General features: G+C 71.8%; 17 protein-coding genes and 1 riboswitch. Of the genes, 10 read left to right on the top strand and 7 right to left on the bottom strand.

Features of this window, described 5'->3' with window-relative positions; translation table 11 throughout:
* Positions 1–17 precede the first annotated feature (17 nt).
* From BJ958_RS09215 to BJ958_RS28465, 4 genes are all read left to right on the top strand, one after another.
* Positions 18–1,589 (top strand): sensor histidine kinase, encoded by a 1,572-nt coding sequence (locus BJ958_RS09215; RefSeq protein ID WP_179726566.1) that lies wholly within the window; start codon positions 18–20, stop codon positions 1,587–1,589.
* Positions 1,586–2,236 (top strand): response regulator transcription factor, encoded by a 651-nt coding sequence (locus BJ958_RS09220; RefSeq protein WP_179726567.1) that lies wholly within the window; start codon positions 1,586–1,588, stop codon positions 2,234–2,236. Before BJ958_RS09215 ends, BJ958_RS09220 begins: the two co-directional genes overlap by 4 nt.
* Positions 2,237–2,389: 153 nt before the next feature.
* The gene (locus BJ958_RS09225; RefSeq protein ID WP_141798325.1) at positions 2,390–2,575 is read left to right on the top strand and encodes a Flp family type IVb pilin; all 186 of its coding nucleotides are present in this window, start codon (positions 2,390–2,392) and stop codon (positions 2,573–2,575) included.
* 89 nt (positions 2,576–2,664) lie between these two features.
* Positions 2,665–2,844: a Flp family type IVb pilin gene (locus BJ958_RS28465; RefSeq protein ID WP_179726568.1), complete on the top strand. Its 180-nt coding sequence runs from the start codon at positions 2,665–2,667 to the stop codon at positions 2,842–2,844.
* Here BJ958_RS28465 and BJ958_RS09235 read toward each other — a convergent pair.
* The 4 genes from BJ958_RS09235 to BJ958_RS09250 form a co-directional block, all read right to left on the bottom strand.
* Positions 2,834–4,102 carry a M48 family metalloprotease gene (locus BJ958_RS09235; RefSeq protein WP_273542056.1) on the bottom strand — a complete coding sequence of 423 codons (1,269 nt, stop codon included), beginning with the start codon at positions 4,100–4,102 and terminating at the stop codon, positions 2,834–2,836. The two genes, BJ958_RS28465 and BJ958_RS09235, sit on opposite strands and share 11 nt — an antisense overlap.
* 4 nt (positions 4,103–4,106) lie before the next feature.
* Positions 4,107–5,318 (bottom strand): hypothetical protein, encoded by a 1,212-nt coding sequence (locus tag BJ958_RS09240; RefSeq protein ID WP_179726569.1) that lies wholly within the window; start codon positions 5,316–5,318, stop codon positions 4,107–4,109.
* Positions 5,315–6,304 (bottom strand): NlpC/P60 family protein, encoded by a 990-nt coding sequence (locus BJ958_RS09245; protein WP_273516107.1) that lies wholly within the window; start codon positions 6,302–6,304, stop codon positions 5,315–5,317. The genes BJ958_RS09240 and BJ958_RS09245 overlap by 4 nt, the downstream gene beginning before the upstream one ends.
* 25 nt (positions 6,305–6,329) lie before the next feature.
* Positions 6,330–6,495, bottom strand: a riboswitch (cyclic di-AMP (ydaO/yuaA leader).
* Positions 6,496–6,659: 164 nt separating this feature from the next.
* Positions 6,660–6,863, bottom strand: coding sequence for a hypothetical protein (locus tag BJ958_RS09250; RefSeq protein ID WP_141798321.1), 204 nt, complete (start codon positions 6,861–6,863; stop codon positions 6,660–6,662).
* A gap of 201 nt (positions 6,864–7,064) precedes the next feature.
* Between BJ958_RS09250 and BJ958_RS09255 the strand changes: the two genes are divergently transcribed.
* From BJ958_RS09255 to BJ958_RS09265, 3 genes are read left to right on the top strand one after another with little or no spacing between them, the layout of a single operon-like run.
* On the top strand, positions 7,065–8,780 hold the full coding sequence (locus BJ958_RS09255) for a DEDD exonuclease domain-containing protein (protein WP_246319025.1): 1,716 nt from the start codon (positions 7,065–7,067) through the stop codon (positions 8,778–8,780).
* Positions 8,777–9,055, top strand: coding sequence for an Lrp/AsnC family transcriptional regulator (locus BJ958_RS09260; protein WP_139621662.1), 279 nt, complete (start codon positions 8,777–8,779; stop codon positions 9,053–9,055). The genes BJ958_RS09255 and BJ958_RS09260 overlap by 4 nt, the downstream gene beginning before the upstream one ends.
* A 2-nt stretch (positions 9,056–9,057) precedes the next feature.
* The gene (locus tag BJ958_RS09265; RefSeq protein WP_179726571.1) at positions 9,058–10,458 is read left to right on the top strand and encodes a hypothetical protein; all 1,401 of its coding nucleotides are present in this window, start codon (positions 9,058–9,060) and stop codon (positions 10,456–10,458) included.
* Between the two features lie 7 nt (positions 10,459–10,465).
* Here BJ958_RS09265 and trpD read toward each other — a convergent pair whose 3' ends face one another.
* Genes trpD through BJ958_RS09280 form a run of 3 tightly spaced genes read right to left on the bottom strand, consistent with a single transcriptional unit; the run spans position 10,466 to position 12,864 of the window.
* The gene (gene trpD, locus BJ958_RS09270) at positions 10,466–11,491 is read right to left on the bottom strand and encodes an anthranilate phosphoribosyltransferase (protein WP_179726572.1); all 1,026 of its coding nucleotides are present in this window, start codon (positions 11,489–11,491) and stop codon (positions 10,466–10,468) included.
* Position 11,492: 1 nt separating this feature from the next.
* Entirely contained in the window at positions 11,493–11,894 is a 402-nt protein-coding gene (locus BJ958_RS09275) for an Rv3143 family two-component system response regulator (RefSeq protein ID WP_204835246.1), read from the bottom strand.
* 10 nt (positions 11,895–11,904) lie between these two features.
* On the bottom strand, positions 11,905–12,864 hold the full coding sequence (locus BJ958_RS09280; protein ID WP_343052623.1) for a cytochrome c oxidase assembly protein: 960 nt from the start codon (positions 12,862–12,864) through the stop codon (positions 11,905–11,907).
* Positions 12,865–12,978: 114 nt separating this feature from the next.
* Here BJ958_RS09280 and ctaE point away from each other — a divergent pair, with 114 nt between their 5' ends.
* Genes ctaE through qcrA form a run of 3 tightly spaced genes read left to right on the top strand, consistent with a single transcriptional unit; the run spans position 12,979 to position 15,663 of the window.
* Entirely contained in the window at positions 12,979–13,632 is a 654-nt protein-coding gene (gene ctaE / locus BJ958_RS09285) for an aa3-type cytochrome oxidase subunit III (protein WP_179726573.1), read from the top strand.
* A 58-nt stretch (positions 13,633–13,690) separates the two neighbouring features.
* On the top strand, positions 13,691–14,566 hold the full coding sequence (qcrC, locus tag BJ958_RS09290; RefSeq protein ID WP_179726574.1) for a cytochrome bc1 complex diheme cytochrome c subunit: 876 nt from the start codon (positions 13,691–13,693) through the stop codon (positions 14,564–14,566).
* Entirely contained in the window at positions 14,563–15,663 is a 1,101-nt protein-coding gene (gene qcrA, locus BJ958_RS09295) for a cytochrome bc1 complex Rieske iron-sulfur subunit (protein WP_179726575.1), read from the top strand. Before qcrC ends, qcrA begins: the two co-directional genes overlap by 4 nt.
* Position 15,664: the final 1 nt, after the last annotated feature.

The following is a 15,664-nucleotide window of genomic DNA, read 5'->3' on the forward strand; positions in this document are numbered from 1 at the left end:
GCACTAGGGTGGACACCATGCCGAGCAGTCAGACCTACGCCGTCGTCGGCGCGGCTCGCCTGTTCGCGCTGCTGGCGATCGGCGGGCCGATCGTCTGGCTCCACCAGGAGCAGGGGCTGCTCGCCCTCGCCGCCGTGAGCTGCGTGTGGGTCTACCAGGGCGTGACCGCCACGCGTCGCGATCTCGAGCTGTCGCTGAGCCCCATGACCGAGGCTGCGGCGATCGGCGTGATCTGCGCCCTGGCGATGGAGGACGCGCCGGTGATCCTGGCGGCGCTGGTCGTCCCGCCGCTCTACGCCACCGCCGTCGCCGGTGTGCGCACGATGTTCCGGACCGTGCTCGTCGAGCTGATCGCCGTCGTCGCGCTGGGGCTGATGTGGTGGGAGACGATCACGACCGACCAGGCGATCGCCATCTTCACCTGGGCGATGGCCGGCCTGGGACTCAGCCTGATCGCCGCCGTCACGTTCTCCTCCGACCGGGTCGCCGACCCGCTCGCGCCCTACCGCGACGCCCAGGAGCACCTCCGCCAGCTGATCGACCTCGCGGGCAGCCTCAGCTCCGGGCTCGACGTCGGCGCACTCGGCGGCGAGCTGCTCAGCCAGGTCAGCGACGACATCCCCAACCGCGCCCTGGTCCTGTACGTACCGCGCGGCGATGCGCTTGCACCGGTGGCCTCGACGGTCGAGCTCGCGACCGCGGACTCCGTCGCGACCGAGACCCTGGCCGGGGACGTGCGCCTGCAGGAGGCCGGCTCCTCGAAGCCGATCGAGATCGGCGAGGGCTTCGCCTTCCGCGTCAGCGACCAGGCGATCGTCGCAGGCCTCCGGCCGGCCGGAGCGGACACCTCGCGGTCCCTCCCCCTCAGCGCTGTGGCGCGCGACCTCTCGGACACGGCGGTCAAGCTCGACGCCGCACTGCTGTTCGCCCAGTTCCGCGACGCCGCGACCGCCGACGAGCGCAACCGGCTGGCTCGCGAGATGCACGACGGCGTCGCCCAGGACATCGCCTCCCTCGGCTACATCATCGACGCGCTGGCCGCGCGTCCGGCCGACGAGGCGCAGGCCAAGGCGCTCGGCATGCTGCGTGACCGCGTATCAAAGGTCGTCGCGGAGGTACGGCAGTCGGTGATGAACCTGCGTACCAGCATCGGCGAGAACGAGAGCCTGGGTGCCGCGATCAGCAATGTCGCGCGCCATCTCTCGGAGTCCTCGGGCATCCCGATCCGGGTCCGGCTCGACGAGCAGCCGACCCGGCTGCGGCCCGAGGTCGAGGCGGAGCTGTTCCGGATCGCCCAGGAGGCGATCAACAACGCGGTCAAGCACGCCCGCGCGACGTCGATCGACGTGCGCTGCCAGGTCTACGCGCCGGAGGCGATCATCACCGTCACCGACGACGGTGTCGGGTTGCAGGCGGCGCGCGCGGACTCACATGGCCTGAAGATCATGCGCGAACGTGCCAGACTGATCGGCGCGGAGCTCGTGGTCCGTGACAACGCCAGTCGGGGCCTCACCGTCTCGGTGGCCCTGAAGACCCCTCGGAGCGCGGTCGGCAGCGACGACTCCACGATCCTCACGGAGCAGCGATGAGTGACACGACGACCGTTCTCCTGATCGACGACCACGAGCTCATCCGCGACGGTCTCGGCGCCGTCATCGACCTCGAGCCCGACCTCAGCGTCGTGGCGACCGCGGGCTCGGTGATGGAGGGCATCCAGCGTGCTCGCGAGGTGCGCCCCGACGTGGTGATCACCGACCTGCAGATGCAGGACGGCACCGGCCTCGACGTGGTCCGCACGCTGCGCAAGGAGAACGACCAGGTCGGCCTGATCGTGCTCACCATGCACTCCGGGGACGAGCAGATCTTCGCCGCGATGCAGGCCGGGGCGTCCGGCTTCGTCGGCAAGGACGCCCCCTCCACCGAGGTGATCAAGGCCGCCCGCCACGCAGCCGTCTCGCCCAAGGCCTTCGTCTGCGCCGGTCTCGTCGGCGCCATGATGCGCCGCCAGTCGGCCGAGTCGACCGCGCTGACCGAGCGCGAGCACGACGTCCTGCTGCTGCTCGCCGAGGGGCTCAACGCCGCCGCGATCGGCGCCAAGCTCTACCTCTCGGAGTCGACGACGAAGTCCCACATCGCTCGCATCTACCAGAAGCTGGGGGCCGCCAACCGGGCCCAGGCGCTGGTCACCGCGATGCGGATCGGCCTGCTCTCGACGGTCCAGCCGTCCGCGCGCTGACGCGACTCCTGCACGTCGTGGATCGCTAGTCCGAAGTGACTAGCAGCGAGAAGACGAACTCCCGATCCGTCGTCTGACCTGGTCCGGCAGAGTGGTGTCCATCGGGGAAAGCACTCCCCGGGGACACGAAGAACCAGTGCACAGGGAGACCCCATGATCCAGTACCTCAACATCCTGCTGAACGGCCGCCTGGCCAAGATGGAGGAGCGGGGTGCGACCGCCGTTGAGTACGGCCTGCTGGTCGCGCTCATCGCCGCCGTCATCATCGCCGCGGTCATCCTCCTCGGCAACAAGCTCGACGACGCCTTCGGCAAGGTCAACAGCAGCCTCGGCGGCTGAGACCAGAACACGAACACCGTCTGCAACCGCGTCAAGGCAGCCTTGACGCGGTTGCGGCCTTTTCCGCCGCCTCTAGTTGGGAGACGACAGTGACCACTCCGACAGCCCCACCTGGTCCTTGCCAGCGGGGCGCGACCGCCGTCGAGTACGGACTGCTGGTCGCGCTGCTCGCGGCGGTGATCGTCTTCGCCGTGGTGAGCTTCGGAGGGGGCGTCGACGGCCTGTTCCGAAACACGAACGCCAGCTTCGACTCCGCGATCAGTCCGTAGCCCGAGCCTGGAACTGGTTGGCCAGCCCGATCCGCTGCAGCGCCGTCGGGTGGGAGCCGAACCACCACTGCGACCACGCCGGAGGTGTGGGGTCGGCGTGGGACCGCAGTGCCAGACGGCGCTGGAGGTCGACGAACGCCTGGGGGGCGTTGGTCACCTCCAGCGCCGTCTGGTCGGCCCTGGTCTCGATGAGCCGGCTGACGCCGTTCTGGACCGGCGCTGCGAGGAAGGTCGCGATCGCGACCAGCGCGAGCACCCGCGGCACGACGGACACCTCGTCGCCCCCGACCGTCCCCTCCCCGGCTCGCTCGCGGCGCGGGACGGACAGCAGGAAGCCCAGCAGCCCGACGCCGAGCGCCGCTCCCGCCGCTCCGAGCAGCGTCCCGGTGAGGACGTCGTCGTACTTCGCGTGGGCCAGCTCGTGGGCGACGACCGAGAGCGTCTCGTCGGTGGGCGTGCCGGACACGAGGTTGTCGTAGAGCACCACCCGGCGGCTGTTGCCGAAGCCCGAGACGTAGGCGTTCAACGTGGTCGTGCGCCGCGACGCGTCGGCGACCAGGACGTCGTCGACGTGGACGCCCTCCGCGTCGGCGAGCGCCAGCACCTCGCTGCGCAGCTGGCCCGCCGGCAGCGACTCGAAATCGTTGAAGACGGGCTCGACGACCAACGGGTAGGCGAACGAGCCGAGCACGACGAGGACCGCCGCCGCCAGGGCGGCCACCGCCGGCCACAGCCGCGGCAGCCGCCTCGTGCACGCGACGAGAGCCGCCACCGCGATCGAGGTGCTGATCACGGTGACCAGGTAGCCCTTGGCCTGGTCGGCTCCCCACTCGGCCCAGGTTCCGGCGACCAGGCCCTCGTGGAGCCCGAGCCGGCGCAGCGCGATGCCGAACGGCAAGGTGACCAGCTCACCGACGAGGGTGAGGCCGGCGACCACGACGACGACGCGGACCCACCACCAGCCGCGCAGGCGGGCCGCCCAGCGCCGGCCGGCCGGGCCGAAGCCCAGCCAGGCGGCCACCGCCAGGGAGACGGCAAGCCGCGACCAGCTCCAGATCCGTCCCCACAGCGCGTAGTGCTCACCGCGGTCGATCTGCGCCCGGGTGAAGACCGACGAGGCGGTCACCGGGTCCGGCAGGCCGCCGGGAACGGGGTGCCACGGCACGCGGCCGACAGCGACGAGGACGAAGGCGGCCGCACCGACCAGGACGGTTCCCAGCGCGACCCTGCGCACCGCCGACCGGTCGTCCACCACCACGTCCTCAGCCTGCCACGCCGGGCAACGACCGGAGCCGCTCCTGCCATGCGGCGGTGAGCTCGGGCTCGGTCCAGCCGGCGTGCTCCCGCAGTGCGGCGGCGAGGTCGCCGCTGTCGCGGACCTGCTCGTAGAGCTCGACCAGGGCCGGTTCGCCGGCGTGGTCGGCGAGGGTGACGCAGACCAGCCAGGCGGCCTCGTAGACACCGCCGAGGTGGCTGGCGGTCGGGTCGAACTCGCTGTCCGGCGGCAGCGCCTCCGGTACGCCGTCCTTGCGGACCTGCGCCGCGACCTGCCCGGCGGTCTTCGTCAGCGGCAGGTCGACGTCGCGCAGCGCGACGTAGTCGGCGAATCCCTCGACCAGCCACAGCGGTGCCTGACGGGCGCCGATCGCCCCGGTGAGCGCGTGGACGGCCTCGTGGGTCATCACCACCTGCGCCGCGACGGGGTCGAGGCCGTCGTACACGCTGCGGTTGAGGAACACGTGCACCGGGCTCCCCGGGGCCTGCGAGCCGTCGACGGGAGCCGTGACGGCGGCGATCGCCGAGTACTGGCCGGGAGCGGTGTCGAGGGTGGCCCGGAGTCCCTCGGGGTCGGCCGGGACCTCGACCACCAGCCCACCTCGACCGGGGACGACGGCACGCACCTGCGCCACCGCACGCCGCGCCGCCGTCAGGTAGGCCGGAGCCCGGGTCGGGTCGCCGGCGACCGCGACGAGGACGTCACCGGCGCGCTCGACCCTCAGCGGACCGGACAACCACAGCGGCAGCCGGGCGCCGGGCCCCCCGACCGCGGAGATGGACGCACCGTGGGCGGCGAAGGACACGGGCAGCTCGGTGCGGGCGGAGGCGGCGTCGTGGCCGTCGATGCGCCAGGTGACGGCGACCTGTCCGTCCCAGGCGTCCGAGCCACGGGTGCGGCCGGTCTCGGTGACGTAGCGCAGGGTCACGTCGGTCAGGCCGAGGGCTCCGGCGTTCGCGACGACCGCGCCCAGCAGGTCGCGGCTGCGTGCATCGGCGCCGAGGCCGGCAGCGGCCGACGTGTCACCGTCGTGGATCGCGTCCTGCAGCGCGGCCAGCGTGTCGGCCGCTGCCGCGGGATCGGCGACGTCGCTGGTCCTCGCCGGCGGCGGTGCGACGTACTCGTCCTTCGAGCACGCACCGGCGCCGAGGGCGACGACCAGGAGCGCTGCCGCGAGCGGGCGGAGCCGGGGGCTCACCCAGGCCGGACCGCTCCGGCGTAGGGCATCTCGTCGAGGTCGGAGACCTTGACGCCGGCGCCCGGGTTGGCCGCGTGCACGATCAGGCCGTTGCCGAGGTAGATCGCGACGTGGCTGATCGGGCTGTAGTAGAAGACGAGGTCGCCCGGCTGCAGGTCGCTCTTGGCGACGTGCGTGCCGCTGCCGTACTGGGCGCGCGAGGAGTGCGGCAGGCTGACGTTGGCCTGGGCGTAGGCCATCATCGTCAGGCCCGAGCAGTCGAACGCGTTGGGACCGGCGGCACCCCAGACGTAGGCGTCGCCGACCTGGGCGAGGGCGTACTTGATCGCCGCGGCGGCGCGGCCCGAGGCCGGGATGGTGGACGGGTCGATCGGGCGACCGGCGTTGCGCGAGAGGAACTCGGCGCGCTGCTCGTCCTCGAGCTTCGAGAGCAGGCCCTTGGCCTCGGCGAGCTTGGCGTCGGCGGTCTTCTTCTCCTCCGCCAGCGTCGCCTTGAGCTCCTTGATGTCGGAGCGGCGCTTCTCGGTCTGGTCCTTGCGGATGTCGTAGGCCTCGAGCTCGTCGCCGTAGTCGGCGAGGAGCGAGTCCTGGATCCCCTCCACCGTCGACATGGTGGAGAGCTCGTCGAGGAAGCCCTGGGTGTCGGAGGACAGGAGCTCGCCGGTCGCACCGAGGTCGCCGGACTGGTACTGCTGGATCAGCGAGTCGCGCACGTCGGAGCGGACACCGGCGAGAGCGTCGCCCTGACGGGACTGGTCCGACTCGAGGGAGGACAGGTCGCTGTCGAGCTCGGCGAGCTCGAGCTCGGCGTCGTTGTAGCGCTCGGCGGCCTGCTCGGACTCGTGGAAGAGCCGGTCGACCCGGGCCTTGACGGTCTCGATGTCGGGCTCGGCCTGCGCGGGGCTGCCGCTGATCGACAGCGTGATCGCTCCGGTGACGGCGAGTGCCGCGAGCGCAGCGGTGGTACGTGTCCGGCCGTTCAGCACGAGCTGGCGGTCCCCTCTGGTGTCGTACGCCTACCGGGTGAGCTGACGGGTTCGGGCACGACTCGCCCTACCCGCACTCCTCGCGCCGGCGATGGTCCGGTCGGACCCTCACCTTCGCGCCTCGAACGGGATTCACCCCAGAGTGGTTGGTTCCCCGGCTCCGGATCCCCGAGCTGGATCCGGACTCAGCGCGGTGCCCGCGCGGGTCGGTCGACCCACTTCCTCGGACACCTGAGGGTGCAGCCTAGTCGCGGCTCCCGGCGCCACCAAACCGGTCCGGCGCGTGTTGTGGATGATTGCACGCAACAACTGTCACGTGGGTCACACCAGCCCCTCCGGCCACGGCGGGGTCGGGTCAGGCGGACTCGACCTGGGGGCCGTCGACCGGCTGGACCAGCCGCAGCGGTGGCACCAGCCCTCCGTCGGCCAACGCCTCGAGGGCAGCCATCTCGTCGTCGCCGATCACCAGCTCGGGCGGTGGCCCGAGCAGCACCGTCACCACGCAGTCGTGGCAGGCCAGGCCTCGCACCACACAGGTGTCGCAGTCGATCCTCGTCATGCCTGCGAGGCTCGCAGGGACCCCCGACACAACCCGGCAGCCGGTCGCGAGGAACGAGCGAGCGGCGCGGGCCGGGACGGGTTGGGCAACCGTCGCTGCCGGGGAACGAGGCAGCGGCAGCGCGTCGAGGCCCGGTCAGCGTCGCGACACATGTCCACCACCTCCCCGAATGCGTCGGAGGTGGCGCCTACCGTCGCTCCCATGACCGCAGCACCTCTCACGCCCCGGTGGGATGCGCAGCGCAGCTTCGACGAGCTCGGCCGCCCCCTCCACGACGTCACCTTCTGCGTCGTCGACCTCGAGACCACCGGCGGCTCGGTCGCCGACGGCGACATGATCACCGAGATCGGCGCGGTCAAGGTCCGCGGCGGTGAGGTGCTGGGCGAGTTCCAGACGCTGGTCAACCCGCACACCTCGATCCCGGCGTTCATCGCCGTGCTCACCGGGATCACCAACGGCATGGTCGCCGACGCACCGCCGATCGGCGCGGCGCTGCCGGCCTTCCTCGAGTTCGCCGCGGGGTCCGTCCTGGTCGCCCACAACGCCCGGTTCGACGTGGGCTTCCTGCGTCACTTCGCGCGCGAGCAGGACATCGCGTGGCCCGACTTCGAGGTGCTCGACACCGTCAAGCTGGCCCGCCACGTGGTCGGCCGCGACGAGGCGCCCAACCACAAGCTCTCCTCGCTGGCCCGGGTCTTCCGAGCGGGCACCACCCCCAACCACCGGGCACTCGCCGACGCCCGTGCCACCGTCGACGTGCTGCACGGGCTGATGGAGCGCCTCGGTGGGCTCGGGGTGCAGACGCTCGAGGAGCTGCAGGGCTACTCCAGCAAGGTCGCGAGCGCCGCGCGCCGCAAGCGCCACCTCGCCGAGCACCTGCCGCACGCTCCCGGCGTCTACCTGTTCCGCGACGACAGCGCGCGGGTCCTCTACATCGGCACGTCCCGCGACTTGCGGCGCCGGGTCCGCAGCTACTTCACCGCCTCGGAGAAGCGCACCCGGATCGGCGAGATGGTCCAGATCGCGTCCTCGGTGAGCGGCGTCGAGTGCGCCACACCGCTGGAGGCGTCGGTGCGCGAGCTGCGCCTGATCGCCGAGCACAAGCCGCCCTACAACCGTCGCTCCCGCCATCCAGAGAAGGTCACCTGGCTCAAGCTGACCCGGGAGCCGTGGCCACGGCTCTCCCTGGTCAAGCGGGTCCTCGACGACGACGCCGACTACCTCGGGCCGTTCTCCTCGCGGGCGGCCGCGGAGAGCTCCCTCGCCGCGCTGCACGAGGTGTTCCCGATCCGCCAGTGCAACGACCGCTTCGGCCACCGACCGCAGCGCACTGCCTGCGTCCTGGCCGAGATGGAGCGCTGCCTGGCCCCCTGCGACGGCAGCGTCGACCCGCAGACCTACGCGGCCGTCGTGCGCCAGCTCAGGGACACCCTGCTCACCCGACCCGACGACGTCGTCGACCTGGTGCACGCGCGGATGTCGGCCCTGGCCGAGCAGGAGCGCTTCGAGGAGGCCGCCCACCACCGCGACCGGCTCGCCGACTTCGTCCGTGCTGCGGCCCGCACCCAGCGACTGACCGCGCTGACCGGCTGCCCCGAGGTGGTCGCCGCCCGCCGCGAGGACGACGGCCGCTGGGCCGTCCACGTCGTGCGCCACGGGCGTCTGGCTGCCGCCGGCGTGATCCCGGCCGGCGCCGACGCGGTCGCGTACGTCGAGGGCCTGCGCGCCTCGGCCGAGACCGTGCTGCCCACGATCGGCCCGACCCCCGCCGCGACAGCCGAGGAGTCCGAGCGCATCCTGCGCTGGCTGGAGTCCCCCGGCGTGCGGCTGGTCGAGGTGGTCGGCGAGTGGGCCTGCCCGGTGCAGGGCGCGGGTCGCCACGCGACGACGCTGCTCACCACTACTGTGGGCGCATGATCACCGCCATCGTCTTCGTCCAGGCCGAGACCGCGCGGATCCCGGAGGTCGCCGAGGCGATCGCGGCGCTCGAGGGCGTGAGCGAGGTCTACTCCGTGACCGGCCAGATCGACCTGATCGCGCTGGTCCGGGTCAGCTCCCACGACGACATCGCAGCGGTGGTCGCCGACCGGCTCAACAAGGTCGAGGGCGTCGTGGACACCGAGACCCACATCGCCTACCGCGCCTACTCCCGCCACGACCTCGAGGCGGCGTTCTCGCTCGGTCTCGACTGAGGATGACCGAACGAGCACAGGGCGAGCCCCGGTTCCCCCTGCTCGCCCGCGCCTACGCCCCGCTCGTGGCGCTGCTCCTGACCGCGCTCCTGACCGCGCTCGTGCGGCGTCCGCTGCGCGCGTTCGACACCTACTTCCACCTCCGCTTCGGCGAGGAGTTCCGGCGCGACTGGTCGATCGCGCACCCCGGTCAGCTCAGCTCGGCCTCCACCAACGACTGGGTCCCGACGCAGTGGCTGTCCCAGGTCGCGCTCGCGCGGATCGACGACTCCTCCGGTACCACGGGACTGGTGCTGGCCTTTGCGGCCGTCGTGGTCGCCTTCGTCGCGGCGACCTACCTGTTGCTGCGCCGCCACGCCGGCCCGGGGATCGCGATCACCCTCACGGTGGTGGTCGTCCTCGGGTGCCTGCCCAGCCTGTCCTTGCGCCCTCAGCTGCTCAGCTACCTCTTCCTCGTGGCGGTGCTGGCCGCGTGGGACGGCGCCCGCACCACGGGTCGACCTCCCTGGGCACTGATCCCCCTCGGCTGGCTGTGGGCGACCTGCCACGGGATGTGGCTCATCGGCGTGGCGGCCTGTGGGCTGCTGGCGGTCCTGGTGGTCGTCGAGCGGCGGCCGCGCCGGACCGGGGCCCTTGCCCTGCTGGCCGTCCCCGCCGGCATGCTCCTCGCCGCACTCGTGACGCCGGTCGGTCCGCGCCTGCTGACGGCCGTCCTGCTCGTCAACTCCCGCGCCGACTACTTCGCCGAGTGGGCGGCTCCGGAGCTGATCACCGTCGCTGCCGCGCCCGTGACCGTGCTCGCCGCGGCCGCCGTGCTCCTCCTGGTCCGGCGCACCGACGTGCGGCCGTACGACCTCGGCCTGCTCGCGATGGGCGGCGCGTTCGCCCTCTACTCAGACCGCACGGTGCCCCTGGCGCTGGTGACCCTGGCAGCGGTCGTCGCACCCGGGCTGAGCCGCTGGAGCGCCCACCGGCCGGTCGCCCGGACCGAGCTGGCGGTGGCGCTCGGCCTCGCCGCGGTGGTCATCGCCGTGGCGCCGAACCAGGGCCTCGTCGACGACTCGGCCGACCGGGTCCGGCCGTTCACCGCCCGGCTCGACGCGCTGCCTGCGGGCACCAGGGTGCTGACCGACTGGCCCGTGGGCGGTGTGCTGCTCCGGCTCGACCCCGGCCTCGACATACCCCTCCACGGCTACGGCGACGTCTACACCGACGCCGAGCTCGAGCGGTACGCCGACCTCGACCACCTCGAGCCCGGATGGGACCGCACCCTGGCCGCCCTCGCTCCCGGGGCCGCCCTGCTGCCGAACGACGCACCCCTCGCCTATGCGCTCGAGCGCGACGGGTGGAGCGTGGAGCAGCGCACCGAGGAGCTGGTGCTGCTCGCTCCCCCGGCGAGCTGAGCCCGCGTCAGCGACCGGCTGCCGCGACCCAGCGGTCGAGCGTGCCGCGCGCGGCGCCGGAGTCGATCGCCTCACCGGCGCGAGCGATGCCCGCCGCCAGCACCTCGTCGTACGGCGCACCGGGGGCGTCGTAGACGGCCAGAGCGGCACCCGCGTTGAGCAGCACCGCGTCGCGCACCGGACCGGTCTTGCCGTCGAGCAGCTCACGCACCACGCCCGCGTTGTGCTGGGCGTCACCACCGCGCAGGTCCTCGGCGCTCGCGCGTGCGATCCCGAAGGCCGTCGGGTCGACGGTGACCTCGGCGACCTCGCCGCCGTGGACCTGCCACAGCCGCGAGGTGGTCGTCGTGGTGAGCTCGTCGAGCCCGTCGTCACCGCGGAACACCCACGCGTCGACACCGCGGCGCGCGAACACACCGGCCATGACCGGGGCCAGCCTCACGTCGGCACACCCGATCGCCTGGGCGCCCGGTCGGGTCGGGTTGGACAGCGGGCCGAGCGCGTTGAACGCCGTGCCGATGCCGAGCTCCCTGCGCGGGACCGCGGCGTGCCGCATCGCCGGGTGGAAGGCGGCGGCGAAGCAGAACGTGATCCCCGCCTCGTCGACGACCTCGGCGACCCGGGCGACCGGCAGGTCGAGCCGGACACCGAGGGCCTCGAGGACGTCGGCCGTGCCGGCCTGCGAGGACGCCGACCGGTTGCCGTGCTTGACCACGCGCGCGCCGGCACCGGCAGCGACGATCGCGGACATGGTCGAGATGTTGACCGAGAAGGAGCGGTCACCGCCGGTGCCGACCACGTCGAGCAGCCGCCCGGGGACGGAGATCGGGGTCATCACCTCGTACATCGCGTCGACGAGACCGGTGAGCTCGTCGATCGACTCCCCCTTGGCCCGCAGTGCGACCACGAAGCCGGCGATCTGCGCGGGGGTCGCCTCACCGGCGAGGATCTGCCCCATCGCCCACGCGGACTGGGCAGGCGTCAGGTCCTCCCCGGCCACGAGGGCGCCGAGGACGTCGGGCCAGGTCGCCACGTCAGGCCGGGACGCGGGCCCGCAGCAGCGAGACCACGGCCTCCGCGAGCTGGATCGGGTCGAGCGGGTGCGGCACGGCGGCGTCGGCGCGCGACCAGGTCGCCAGCCACGCGTCCTGCGGCCGCCCGGTCAGCACCACGAGCGGCGGGCAGTCGAGGATCTCGTCCTTGAGCTGCTTGGCGATGCCCATCCCCCCGGCCGGGACCGCCTCGCCGTCGAGGATCGCGAGGGCCAGGCCACCGGCGTCCATGTTCTGGATGACCACGGGCTCGGTGGCGACCTCGACGTACTCCAGCTCCGGCAGGTCCGGGTGGGGACGGCGTCCCAGCGCCAGGATGACCTGCTCACGGGTGTGCACGTCGTCGCTGTAGACGAGCACCTTCAGGGTCTTGGGGGACGTCACCCGCGCGATGCTACTCGGACGGCGCCGGGTCCGCGGGGGTGACCTCGCTCGCGGCGCGTTGCCCCTGCCGCTCGAGGCGGTCGAGCCGCCGGTCCTCCCGCTCCGCCTCCTTCATCGACGAGCGCACCCACTGCGCGAACAGCACCACGAAGAAGACCAGGCCGACGAGGTCGCCTGCACCCCACAGGATGCCGCCGGCGAGCTTCTGGTCGTCGTACGGGTCCGGGAGCCACGCGCCGAGCGGCCCGTCGTGCAGCGACGGGTACCAGTCGCCGCCCAGCAGCGTCTTCTGTCCCATGATCGTGACACCGAGGAAGGCGTGGAAGGGCAGCGTCATCACCGTCAGCAGCACGCGGAACGGGTGCGCCACGCGGCCGGGCAGCGGGTCGACCCCGACGATCGGCCAGAAGAAGAGCGCACCCACGACGACCAGGTGCACGTGCATCATCTCGTGGACGTAGGTCGAGCGCAGCGACGCCTCGTACCAACCCGAGAAGTACAGCGCCCACGGCGAGATGACGTAGAGGCCGAAGGTCAGCGGCGGGAAGCCGAGCACCTTGGCCAGCCGGGAGTGCAGCAGCGTGAGCAGCCAGCCCCGCGGCCGGCGCGGCAGTGTGCGCAGGGCGAGCGTCACCGGCGCGCCGAGCGCCAGCGAGAGCGGCACCACCATCGACAGCACCATGTGCTGGACCATGTGGACGCTGACCAGGACGGTGTCGTACGCCGCCAGTCCGGACGACGTGGCGAGGTAGAACGCGAGCATGCCGACGCCCCAGGCGATCGAGCGACCGACCGGCCAGCTGTCCCCGCGCCGGCGCAGGGTCAGCACCCCCACGACGTACAGGCCCGTGGCCCACGCGGTGATGATCAGCGGCAGCGGCGCGATGCCCCACTGGGAGAGCAACGCCCCGGCGTCGAACGGCGGCAGGTCCTCGACCCCCGCACCGCCCGCGGACACCACCAGTCCCACCCGTCACCCCTCCGCCGATCGATCCCGGTTTCGGGACCCGTTCGAGCGTAGGTCGTGGGTGGTGAACGCCCAGAACGGGGGGTCGGGATGCCGTTGGGATCCGATACCGCCATAATGGCGCCCGTGGCGATCTCAGCTTCGGCAACTCTCCCGGCCTCGCGCCTGCACGGCCAGCACGACCGACCCAGCATGGTCGCGGTCGGCACGATCATCTGGCTGTCCAGCGAGCTCATGTTCTTCGCGGCGCTCTTCGCGTCGTACTTCACGATCCGCTCGGTCTCGCCCGAGATGTGGTCGGAGAACACGCAGCTGCTGAACGTGCCGTTCGCGTCGATCAACACCACGATCCTCGTGCTGTCGTCGTTCACCTGCCAGCTGGGTGTCTTCGCGGCCGAGCGCGGCCAGGTCTCGCGCGCCGGCTCGCTGCTCCAGGTCGGCAAGTGGGGCCTGCGCGAGTGGTTCATCCTGACCTACGTCATGGGCGCCATCTTCGTCGGCGGCCAGGCGCTCGAGTACGCCGAGCTCGTCCACGAGGGCGTCACGATCCCCCACGACGCCTACGGCACGATGTTCTACCTGACCACCGGCTTCCACGGCATCCACGTGACCGGCGGTCTCATCGCCTTCCTCTTCGTCCTCGGCCGCACGTACGTCGCCAGGCGCTTCACGCACGAGCAGGCGGTCAGCGCGATCGTCGTCTCGTACTACTGGCACTTCGTCGACGTCGTGTGGATCGGCCTGTTCGCGACGATCTACCTGATCAAGTGACACGGGGCACCCCGATGACGAAGAGCTGTTGGATCCTCCGGACTGACAAGGACTGAATGTGCGCCTTCTGAACCGTTCCGCCGGTCGACTCTCGCGGCACCGCCGCGGTCCGATCGCCGGACTCCTGGTGCTCGTCTGCGGCCTCCTGCTGACAGGTGGCCTCTACGCAGCGCTCGCGCCGGCCCAGGCCGACACCAGCCAGGACGAGGCGGCACTGGTCAAGGAGGGGCGTGAGCTCTTCCTGGTCGGCTGCGCCTTCTGCCACGGCCAGAACGGCGAGGGCGTCCTCACCCAGGGCGGCTCGCAGTACGGTCCAGCCCTGACCGACGTGGGCGCCGCGGCCGTCGACTTCCAGGTCGGCACCGGCCGCATGCCGATGGCCCAGCCCGGCGTCCAGGCGCCCCGCAAGGAGGTCGTCTACACCAAGGAGGAGACGGCTGCCCTCGCGGCGTACGTCGCCTCGCTCGGCACCGGCCCCGCCGTCCCCGACAAGGAGCTCTACTCCACCGAGGGCATGAGCCAGAAGGAGATCGAGGCGCTCGTCGTCCGCGGCGGCCAGATCTTCCTCGCCAACTGCACGGCGTGCCACAACTTCGAGGGCTCCGGCGGCGCCATGCCGCGCGGCGGCTTCGCGCCCAAGATCCGTGGCGTCGACTCGAAGCACATCTACGAGGCGATGCTGACCGGCCCCCAGTCGATGGACACCTTCTCCGACGGCAACATCCCGCCCGAGGACAAGAAGGCCGTCATCGCCTACCTCAACGAGCTGGACAAGGCCCCGAGCTACAGCGGCTTCACGCTGGGCGGCCTGGGTCCGGTGAGTGAGGGAATCATCGCGTGGATCGTTGGCATCGGCGTCCTGGTCGGCTTCGCCGTCTGGATCGCGGCCCACACCACCCGCTCGAGCAAGAAGAAGGACGAGGCGGCAGCGTGACCGACGCACACGACACCCACTCCGACCCGAGCGGGGGCGAGCTCGCGATTCCGATCGCGGACCCGGGCCTGCCGGAGCACCAGTGGCGGCCGACGGACGTCGACCCCGCCAAGGAGAAGCGCGCCGAGCGCCAGGTGGCCACGCTGTTCGGCCTCTCCGCGCTCGCGACGATCGGCTTCCTGGTCTCGTACTTCACCCTCGACGTGGGTGACGACTGGACCCTGATCGGCAACAAGGGCGCCTCGACGATCGCCCTGGGCGTCTGCCTGGGCCTCGCGCTGCTGTTCATCGGCGTCGGCATCATCCACTGGGCCCGCAAGCTCATGGCCGACCACGAGATGGTCGAGCTGCGTCACCCGGCGAAGTCCGCCGACGAGGACCGCGAGGTCGCCGTCCAGGCGCTCAACGACGGCATCGCGGAGTCGGGCATCGGCCGCCGGCCGCTGATCCGCAACTCCCTGCTCGGTGCGGTCGGCCTGCTCGGCCTCCCGGCCGTCGTGCTGCTGCGCGACCTGGGTCCCCTGCCGGGCGACAAGCTGTACCACACGATCTGGGGCAGCGGGACCAAGGAGAAGCCGATGCGCATCGTGCGCGACGGCATCTGGACCCCGATCCTGGCCTCGGACCTGGAGATCGGCGACCTGGTCAACTGCCAGCCCGACGCCCTCCACAACCCGGAGCGCTACGACATGGACCCGACCGAGGTCGAGGGCGTGAACGCCCAGGTCATCAAGTCCAAGGCGTCGCTGGTCCTGCTGCGGATGAACCCGGGCGACATCAAGCCGGGCAAGGACGCCCAGGGCAAGAGCCGGGAGAACTGGAGCGTCAACGGCATCGTTGCCTACTCCAAGATCTGCACCCACGTCGGCTGCCCGATCTCGCTGAACGAGCGGACGACCCACCACCTGCTGTGCCCCTGCCACCAGTCCACCTTCGACCTCGCCGACTCCGGCAAGGTGGTGTTCGGCCCCGCCGGCCGTCCGCTGCCGCAGCTGCCGATCGCCGTCGACGACGAGGGCTACCTGGTCGCGCAGAGGGACTTCGACGAGCCCGTCGGCCCGAGCTTCTGGGAGCGTGACTACTATGACCGTTGGTGAC

Source organism: Nocardioides kongjuensis, from assembly GCF_013409625.1.
Taxonomy (GTDB): Bacteria; Actinomycetota; Actinomycetes; order Propionibacteriales; family Nocardioidaceae; genus Nocardioides; species Nocardioides kongjuensis.